This window comes from Streptomyces sp. NPDC059895, assembly GCF_042731035.1.
Classification (GTDB): Bacteria; Actinomycetota; Actinomycetes; order Streptomycetales; family Streptomycetaceae; genus Streptomyces.
This window is the reverse complement of the sequence record NZ_JBHWKO010000006.1, coordinates 309,267-318,142: the sequence shown is the minus strand read 5'-3', so window position 1 is coordinate 318,142 and position 8,876 is coordinate 309,267. Positions and strand designations below refer to the sequence as shown.

Genomic DNA, 8,876 nt, shown 5'->3' with positions numbered 1-8,876 from the left:
CAATTGCGCACGCGTCATACGTACTGGACTACCGGATCCACCGACTCGGCGAGGGCAGATCCGGCAGATCGATCACGACTCAATACAGGCCCTAGGCCGGTTTCCCGGCCGCGCCAAACCGGCCGCTCGTGCGTTCATGGCGTCGTTGACCAGGCTCGGCAGGCGGCTGGGGTGGCCCTGGATCTCCGCGAAGCGCTTCAGTCCGGCGCGGACGTGCTCCGGGGCGATCCCCTCGCCGAGGAGTTTCTTGGCGATGCGGCCGAGGTGTCCGATCACGTCGCTGGGCGGACGCTCGTCGCACGCGGCGACGTACTCGCCGATCAGGTCGTTGACCGAGACGGTGGTGGCGGGCGCTGTGCGCCCCGTAGGGAATGAAGATCCAGGATCCAAGATCCTAGATCCAGGCGCCGAGCCCTCTCCGAGGCTTCGGGGAGGCTTTGGGGAGCCCTCGGCGAATGCCTCCTGACCTGCGGCTTTCTTGTCACTGCGATCAGGGGTGCCGGCGAGGCCGGCCAAGGGGTCCTGCCGGGCGGCCGGGGCCCAGCTCCGGGGGACGGGAGGCGTCGGAGCAGGCTGCGAGGGCGGATCGAGGGTTCGGGGAGTGTTCGGCGAAGTCTCGGCGAGTCCTCGGGTAGGGGTGGGCGATGCTTCGGGGTGCCGGGTGCAGGTCCCCTTGCAAGGACCGCACCGGCCCGCCGCTTGGTGCTGCGGGCAGGAGGGCAGTCGGGACTGGCTGGCCTTGTCGATCTTCTGGTGCTCGGACCAGGTCACGACATGGAGGTAGCGGCGGCCGTCGCAGCCGGTGTACCGGCAGAGCAGGCCGGCGTTGGCAAGCTGCTGGAGGTCGTCCTCGACGTGTACCGACGTGTGCTCGGCCCGCAGGGGCCAGAGCAGCCCCGCGATGATCGCGGCGTTGTCGCGATGGCGGCCGTGGTCGTCGGCCTGGGTGAGGAGGCCGAAGAACGTCCGCTCCGCCTCGACGCTCACCTCGGCGAGCGACTCGGAGAAGAACGCCTCCGGCTTGATGGTCCGGATCCGAGCCATGTCAGCGGCCCCGACCGACGAGGTCGCTGCGGGTGAGGGTCGCGGTGGTGAGGTCGAAGGTGTGCGGGCGGGTCCAGTTCACGTCCGGCCAGACCCGCATGATCCAGCGTGCCGCGACCCTGGCGGTCGTCCGGCTCAGCTCGACCGTTGCCCCGCCCGCGTCCTTGGCGACGGTGTGCGGGTGGGGCCACGTCTGCGCGGGGTCGGTGAGGCTGACGCGGATGGTGGCCGCCCCGGGGATCATGTCGGCGAGCTGGGCCGCGAGGCGGTGCTGGCGGGCCGTGTCCGGGCATGCCGGGGTTTCGCTCGGCATGGCGAGCATGTGATACTCCGTTGTTCGTAGGAGTGCGGTGCGGCGGTTCTCGTGCAAAAGCCCCGCTGCCCGCGGATGTGAATCGGCGCCTTCGGGGTGCCGGCCCGGCGTCCAGGAGTTGGTAGCTCCCGGGCGCCGGTGCAGTTTCCCGGGCTTTACTCGGCCCGGTCGATCTGCCCGTCTCGAATACGTGCCTCCTTCTTGCCGTCGCTCCCCAGGCGGGCTGCCCGGCGAGCGACGACGAACATATGCGCAGGTCGCGCCAAGATCCAGCCCTATTCAGAGGCGCCGCAGAGAGGCCGAAGGCGAAGATCGAGCAGGTGTGCGGAGCACCCCGTCTTTCGCTAGGCTGAAGCTATTCCGACTCAATGAAAAAGTCAACGCACCGACATTCCTTCGGTTTGACGAAAAACGAGGTTGAGATGTCTGCTCGTCACTTCGACCGACATCGTGTGCGCACGGTGCGGCGAGCTGCCGAGATCTCGCAGGCCGAGGTGGCTGCGGCCCTCGGCGTGGCCGACTCGACGGTCGCCGGCTGGGAATCCGGGGACGCGGTCCCCGACGCGGAGAAGCTGCCCGCGCTGGCCCGCGTCCTCAACCGAGGGCTGGACGGCCTCTTTCCGCGTACCGGACTGCCTGATCTGACGGACCTGCGGTGCGATGCCGGCTACTACCAGTACGAAACGGCATCTCTGATCGGAACCAAGAGCGCCGGTCCGGTGGCGGGAGCCGAACGCGGGGAGCGGCGACTCAAGGACAAGTACGTCCCGGCCCTGGCGGCGGCGTACCGGGTGAGCGAGGAGGAGCTGCGGCGGGCGGAGGACCGTTCGATCGCCAAGGCCCAGGAGACACAAGCCGGCCAGTCCGCCGAGGGTGGCGGCACCGTCCCGGTCTCCTCGGGGCCACCCGGCACGCTGGGCGAGAAGATCACTCTGATCCTGGAGCGCTCGTACCCCGGGCAGCAGGGGCCGCCGACGGACCCGGAGATCGCCGATGCCGTCAATGCTCATGCCGGGTCGAAGGTCATCACCGGGGAGGGCGTCCGGGCTCTCCGGACCGGTGTCGCGGAAACGGCTTCGCCCGTCGTTCTTGAGGGCCTGGCCGCCTTCTTCGGTGTGTCCCCGATGTACTTCCAGCCGGACGATGCCGTGGCCCGTCAGGTCTACGAGGGCCTCCGGCTCCTGTCAGCGTCGAGGAGCGGGGCCGTGGGCCGGGTCAGGGGTCGGGGGACGGGCTCCCAGGGATTGCCGGCGAACGTCATGGAATTCGTCAACGACCTGGTCACGGAGCTGGAGCAGAGAGAACCGGAGGCGAACGAGTAGCACCCTGTCCGGGACTCCGAAGAGCCCCGGACGTGCTGTCACCTACGGCTGTGCGGTCGTCTCGCGCGGCTCGTGCCGGTGCCCTGCGGCCACCACCGTCCGGACCGCCTTCAACGCGGCGAGATCCTCAAGGGGGTCTCCGTCGACCACCAGCAGGTCCGCCCGGAACCCGGGAGCGATTCGCCCCGTCGTATCGCCCAGCCCCAGTGCGCCAGCCGCTTCGGCGGTCGCCATATCGAGGATCTTGCTGTTCGGCAGGCCCAGGTGCGCGTAGAACGACAGGGCGGGCACCAGTCCGTCGAACCCCGTGCGCTGGACTCCGGCGTCGGTTCCGGCGATGAGCTTGGCGCCGGCCTCCGCCATCTGCCGTACGAGGTCGAACATGGCAGCCGCCCGTTCCTCGCCGAAGAAGCGGGGGAGCATCTGCCAGTGAGGGCTGACGGCAGGGCAGACGGCGATGCCCCGGTCGATGATCTGCTTCAGGACGTCCTGGCGAAGGTCGAAGCCGTCGTTCGTCATCCACGTGCAGTGCTCGATCGTGTCGACGCCTGCTGCCACGGCGGCGACGATGCCGTCCGTACCGTGAGCGTGGGCTGCCACCGGCACTCCGGCCTGATGGGCCTCGTCCACCAGGGCCTGGAGTTCCTCCAGGGTGAACTGGCTCTGCCAGCTCTTCGGCCCGTCCTTGGTCAGGCCACCTCCCGTAACCATCGCCTTGATCACCCCGGCGCCCGCCGAGATGTTGTACCGCACGAGGTCACGGACCTCGGCCACACCGGAAACCTCACCTCCGAGGAAGTGGCAGTGCCCGCCGGGAGGCGTCGCGGGCGTACCCGCGGACACGATCCGCGGGCCCGGCCTGCCGCCACGGGCGATCTCCTCGTCCAAGCGCAGGGCAAGGCCGTCACGGTCTCCCAGGTCACGGACCGTCGTCACACCGCTGCGCAGGAGCTGCTCCGCGCGAAGCCGCATGTCACTCAGCAGGGTCTCGTCGCTGGACGCCTGGAGCACGGCCACGGGGTCCGCGCCTCCGTCGAACGCGAGGTGGACGTGGGCGTCGATGAGACCGGGCACGATCGTTCCCGTGGGGAACGCGAGCCGCTCCACGTCCGTGCCGACCCGCTCCCCGAGCTGCGCGCGTGGCCCCACCGCCGTGATCGAGTCTCCCTCGACGAGGATGGCGCCGTCGTCCAGGTACTTCCCGGAGCTGACAAGAACCCGTCCTGCGGTGATCAGCATCTGGTCCCTCCTTGATCTACGGTGCGGTCAGGCAGACAGGCGCAGCGCGTCCGACACGGCTATCAGCTGACGAACGTCCGCTTCTCGGTTGTCATCCTCGGGCACTGCCAGCCGTACCGCCGGACGCGGGACGAGCGTGCCCTCCCCCATCGTGTCCACAGCGCGCCGGAGGCGGTCCGCCAACACGGCCGGAGGGAGAGCGAGCACTTCGATGTCCTCCGACCCGTCGACCAGGTGCGGGCTGACATCGACCAGTCCGTCACGGCACTCCACTATCCGCCGGTGGTAGCGACGGTGCACACCGCGCGCCCGCCACCGGTCCCACAGCCCGGACGAAGCGGGCCGCAGCACGTTCTCGGGGTACGCCTCGGCGAGCAGCTGCCACAGCGGAGCCAGCCGACGGTGGTCACGGCGACGCCGCAGCCAGAGCCGCGCCGACGTGACCCTCGCGCGGGCCCCCGGGTAGGTGACGCCCACGAAGAAGAGCAGGATGGACACCACGAGCAGGAACGCGACACCTGCCATGAGGGGCTGTGGCACGGTTCCGCCACTCCACCGGATGGCGACGAAGACCGCTCGGACCGCGCAGGCCACCGCCATCGCGCTGAGGCCGACGGCGGCCATCCACAGGCCCGTGGCGTGCGGTCGCCGTGACATTCGGGCATAGCGTCGGGTCCAGCGGCCGGCGGCACCGAGGGCGTACATGAGGTACAGGCCGGCGCCGCCGTAGAAGAAGGCGATCTGGGGAATCGTCATGTCCGCCGTGCTGAAGGAACCGGCGAACACGTCGTGCGGGACCGACAGCGCGGCGACCGTGATCGCTACTGCCACGGCCGCCACGAGGAGTGCTTCCCGCCTGGCACGGAGCCGACCGGCCTGCCCGTCGGCCGAGTACAGGTAGAAGCACATCAGGAAGTAGACCGTCAGCAGGAGCAGCACGTTCTGCACCAGCTTCGCGGTGCCGTGCCCGGCCACGGTGTCGACTCCCGAGGCGCCGCCAGGCATGGCCAGCGGATACGACAGCGCGGCGCTCAGCAGGCACAACGTGACGGAACGAAGCGGCGCGTCATGAGGCGCTCGGGACCACTGGTACAGCTTCCAGACGACCGCGACCGCGAGGCCCAGGAGGATCACTTCGGTCATGGGTCAGAGCCACCCTCGCCGGTCGCCCAGCGCCGCCTGAACCCGTCGGACCGAGGGATCCTCGGAGAGCGGGGTGACGTGGTCGAGCACCGACGACCACTCCAGGATGATCGTGGCCGCGAGTTCGACGGCGCACTCTTCCCCGTCGTCGTACGAGCACCGGCGGGCCACACGCCGGATCAGGGCGGGATCAAGCACCGGGATCATCGTGGCCCAGCCTTCGACGAAGTCGTCCGGAGCTTCCTGCTCCTCCTCGACCGGCTCGTCCTCGGCCACGATGATGTGGAACACCTCGTGCAGGATGATGTGGTCCTGATGCAGAGGAGTTGTTTCCTGCTGGTAGAGGACCACGTCCATCTGTGGTGTGTCGACCCACAGCCCCGACGGTCCGGGCTTCTCCAGCGGGAAGGGTCGCAGGACGATCGGGCGCCCACGCCTCTCGCCGAGTGCCCGACAGAGTTCCTTCACGTCCAGCGGCGGCTGGATACCGAGGCTCTGGAGCTCGCGCCGTAGTCGGCGGTGCAGGTCTCGCTCCACCGTACGCTTCTGAGCCGTGCGCCACCGCCCCAACCGCCGGCGGCTCGCTCCGCCCAGCGCGGGCAACTTGGGCTGAGCCGCATCGCGGTCTCTTCTTCCAGGCCACATCGGTGATCCCTCCGTACCAGCCGTGGATGGCTCCGAGACAGAGCCGAGCGACGGCCGCGCCCGTTTCGACGATGTCCAGTCCCCGCCACACCGACGCAACCGAAGTGATCACGGGCATCGAGAGCAGTTCGTCGTGCCGCGAACGCCCCGGTCCGTGGTCCACACGGGTGCGCGCCCCCCAGACCCACCTGCTACCGAACGTCGCTGGCGTGAACGATCGGTGACAGATCGCAAAGCACCTGCGGCGGGCTTTGGGAACTGCATCGGAGGCTACGCGAAGCCCACACGAGGACCTGGCCGAAAGCGACCCATGAAGCCGCACCAACAACGACCCAACAAATCACACCAAATTAACGCACGTGACTGTAGATCATGCTTTTGAGCTGGCAATTCACGTAAGCGACGCGTCCACGCCAAACAGGCCAGGGGGCGTCCGCTTCGTTATCAATCCGAGATTTTTTCACAGTTCATAAATCGTGCAACTAGCCTCATAAAGCACAGAAATCCCCAGCTCGCGCGACGGACCAGAGCTGTGGCCATGACCACTTTCAGCCAGTCGACGCGTGATTCGCCATTACGCTTCAGGCCATGCGCAGCGAGATACACAGCCAAGGCGACGACTACCTGGAGTTCTGGAGTGAGTACCATCTGTGCACTCTGACGACACTCCGTCCGGACGGCCGCCCGCATGTCGTGCCGGTTGGGGTCACCGTGGACGCCGACGCCGGTATCGCTCGGGTTATCACCCGCAAATCGAGCAGGAAAGTCGCCAACGTTCAGGCGGCGCCTCCCGGCCAGGCACGCGTAGCCGTCTGCCAAGTGGACGGAGGGCGCTGGGCGACGCTGGAAGGCACAGCCGAAGTTCGCACCCACCCAGTCGCCGTGGAGGACGCTGTGGCGCGCTACGGGGAGCGGTACGGACGGACGCCGACTCCGGATCCGGAGCGCGTGGTCATCGAGATCACGATCGACCGGGCCATGGGCCAGGTCGGTGCGGCGAAGCCCACGACGACAAACGTTGCGGCCTGACGGCGCCATGGACCAGCGGTAGAACGATCTGGCCTCCTCGGAGGTTGGGCAGAGACCCGTCCAGGTCGTGACCAACGAACCGTTCAGAATAGGGCGGCCTGGTTCGGTGAGGCGTTCTCGTCGGAGTTGGTCGGGGCTGGTACGCGCCCTGTGCGCTCGTTCTGCAGATCCCACAGTTCACGGAACAAGCCGTCCTGTTGAGCGAGCAGCTCCTCGGGGGTGCCGTGCTGGATGACCCGGCCTTTGTCCAGAACGACGATGCGGTCGGCGATGGTCACGTTGGTGAGCCTGTGCGTGACCAGGACGACGGCGCGGTCTGCGGCAAGCCGGCGCAGCCCGGTGAAGATGCGGTGCTCGGCCCTTGGGTCGAGGGCCGCGGTCGGTTCGTCCAGGACGAGCAGTCCGGCCGGCCGATGGAAGGCGCGGGCGAGCGCGATCCTCTGCCACTGTCCGCCGGACAGTTCCTGCCCACCCCACCACTCCTTGGCCAGCAGGGTGTTCAGCCCGCTGCGCAACCCGTCGATGACCTCGTCGGCGCCTGCGGCTTGCGCCGCGGCGAGCACTGCGGCGTCCCCTTGCTCGGTGGCCTGGCCGAGGGTGATGTTCTCTCGCGCCGACAGAGGCCAGCACGCGTAGGACTGCGGTACGACGGCGACACGCTTCCAGGTGGCATGCGCGTCCAGCTCCCGGGTGTCGGTTCCGTCCCAGGAGACGGCTCCCTGATCGGGCAGGTACAGAGCCGACAGGATCTTGCTGAGGGTGGTCTTGCCGGAGCCGTTCTCGCCCACCAGCGCGACGACTTCGCCGCGCCGGACCTCCAAGGAGACGTCGTCGAGGGCGGGGCGGTCGGCGCTGGGGTATTGGAAGGTGATGTTCTCGGCGCGTACGACGGTGGGGGCGGCCGGCGTCTGGGAGCCGCGGTCGATGCGATGCCCGCCGGCTTCGTCGATGAAGTCCGCCCAGTCGTCCAAGTACATTCCGGTGCGGAAGAGTTGGGCCCCGTAGCCGACGATCCCGTCCAGTCCCGCGCTGACGCGGCCCAGTGCGAGGAACGCGGTGCCGACGGCGGCGACCGAGATCTGCCCGGTGAACACCAGTAGCGCCAGGGCCACCCACACCACCGCGTGGGCGAGTCCTCCCGCGACCCCGCCCAGCAGGGAGATCCTGGCCGAGCGCCAGGTGGCCTGGTCGGTGGTCCTGTCGATCCGCGCCCCGGCCGTGCGGTACTTGTCGAGCAGGAACGGCGCCATGGTGCCGGAGCGGACCTGGTCGGCGGTCTGCTTGTCGACCATGTACCAGCGCAGCATGCCCAGCAGCCGCCGGTCCTTCGTCGTGGCGAGCGAGGCGACGTAGCTGATGCGCGCCGCACGCACGCTGGCCACGCCCTTCGGCAGGGCCGCCAGGAGGAGCAGAGGCAGAAGGATCGGGTGCACGGCGGTCAGGACAAACGCCGAGGCGACCAGCGACGCCGAGGCGGCGAGGATGTACTGGGCTTCGGTGAGGAGGTCCCTGGAGACCTCCACTCCGCGGTCGGCCGCGTCCCAGCGGTCGTTGTATCCGGGGTTGTCGTACGCGGCGAGTTCCGCCTTGGTCGCCGCGTCGAGGAGCTCGAGTTCGGCCTCCCGGGCGATACGCGGGGCCAGCCGGGCCGACAGCGCGGTGGAGGCGATGCCCAGCAGGGCGCGCAGACCGATGGCCCCCGACAGGACGGCGAGGGAGGGCACGGCGGAGCGGAGCTGGTCGCCGCTGATGTGCTGCGAGGCGATCAGCGGCTTGATCACCCCGGTGGTGGCCATCAGCCCGAACGCTTCCAGCACCCCCGAGAGGAGTTGCACGCCCAGCAGGGCGATGACCGCGGCGCGGTCGACCTGCCAGCCCAGTGCGAGGGACCGGCGGATCAGTTGGGGCAGTCGTCGGGCCATCGCACGGGTCGTGATCGCGTTGGCGGCCTCGATACGGCGGTCGCCGGGGATGACGAACTTCAGTTCCTCATCCGAGACCTCCGCCTCGCCGGTCGGCGCGGGTGTCGCGGTGGGCTTCGGGATGGTTGTCATCGGCTCCAGCCCTCCGCCGACACGCGGTGCCCGGCCAGGGAGTGCGTACGGAGTCCCAGCGGATCACGCTGTTCGCGGATGAGTACC

Annotated in this window: 8 protein-coding genes; 2 read left to right on the top strand and 6 right to left on the bottom strand. The window is 68.8% G+C overall.

Annotated elements, in window-relative coordinates; all coding sequences use genetic code 11:
• Window positions 1-72: 72 nt before the first annotated feature.
• Together ACFV9M_RS10410 and ACFV9M_RS10405 are read right to left on the bottom strand one after the other, a co-directional pair.
• Window positions 73-1,044: a hypothetical protein gene (locus ACFV9M_RS10410; protein ID WP_385065317.1), complete on the bottom strand. Its 972-nt coding sequence runs from the start codon at window positions 1,042-1,044 to the stop codon at window positions 73-75.
• A 1-nt stretch (window position 1,045) separates the two neighbouring features.
• Window positions 1,046-1,366: a transcriptional regulator gene (locus tag ACFV9M_RS10405; protein WP_385065320.1), complete on the bottom strand. Its 321-nt coding sequence runs from the start codon at window positions 1,364-1,366 to the stop codon at window positions 1,046-1,048.
• Between the two features lie 413 nt (window positions 1,367-1,779).
• Between ACFV9M_RS10405 and ACFV9M_RS10400 the strand changes: the two genes are divergently transcribed.
• Window positions 1,780-2,679 carry a helix-turn-helix transcriptional regulator gene (locus ACFV9M_RS10400; RefSeq protein WP_385065323.1) on the top strand — a complete coding sequence of 300 codons (900 nt, stop codon included), beginning with the start codon at window positions 1,780-1,782 and terminating at the stop codon, window positions 2,677-2,679.
• Between the two features lie 42 nt (window positions 2,680-2,721).
• Here the strand turns inward: ACFV9M_RS10400 and ACFV9M_RS10395 are convergent, their stop codons facing one another.
• Genes ACFV9M_RS10395 through ACFV9M_RS10385 form a run of 3 tightly spaced genes read right to left on the bottom strand, consistent with a single transcriptional unit; the run spans window position 2,722 to window position 5,598 of the window.
• Window positions 2,722-3,918 carry an amidohydrolase family protein gene (locus ACFV9M_RS10395; RefSeq protein WP_385065326.1) on the bottom strand — a complete coding sequence of 399 codons (1,197 nt, stop codon included), beginning with the start codon at window positions 3,916-3,918 and terminating at the stop codon, window positions 2,722-2,724.
• Between the two features lie 27 nt (window positions 3,919-3,945).
• On the bottom strand, window positions 3,946-5,061 hold the full coding sequence (locus tag ACFV9M_RS10390; protein ID WP_385065329.1) for an MAB_1171c family putative transporter: 1,116 nt from the start codon (window positions 5,059-5,061) through the stop codon (window positions 3,946-3,948).
• A 3-nt stretch (window positions 5,062-5,064) separates the two neighbouring features.
• The gene (locus ACFV9M_RS10385; protein ID WP_385065332.1) at window positions 5,065-5,598 is read right to left on the bottom strand and encodes a hypothetical protein; all 534 of its coding nucleotides are present in this window, start codon (window positions 5,596-5,598) and stop codon (window positions 5,065-5,067) included.
• 696 nt (window positions 5,599-6,294) lie between these two features.
• Here ACFV9M_RS10385 and ACFV9M_RS10380 point away from each other — a divergent pair.
• A complete protein-coding gene (locus tag ACFV9M_RS10380; RefSeq protein WP_385065335.1) occupies window positions 6,295-6,735 on the top strand; it encodes a pyridoxamine 5'-phosphate oxidase family protein in 441 nt (146 codons plus the stop codon).
• Between the two features lie 83 nt (window positions 6,736-6,818).
• Here ACFV9M_RS10380 and ACFV9M_RS10375 read toward each other — a convergent pair whose 3' ends face one another.
• Window positions 6,819-8,789, bottom strand: coding sequence for an ABC transporter ATP-binding protein (locus tag ACFV9M_RS10375; RefSeq protein WP_385065338.1), 1,971 nt, complete (start codon window positions 8,787-8,789; stop codon window positions 6,819-6,821).
• Window positions 8,790-8,876 lie beyond the last annotated feature (87 nt).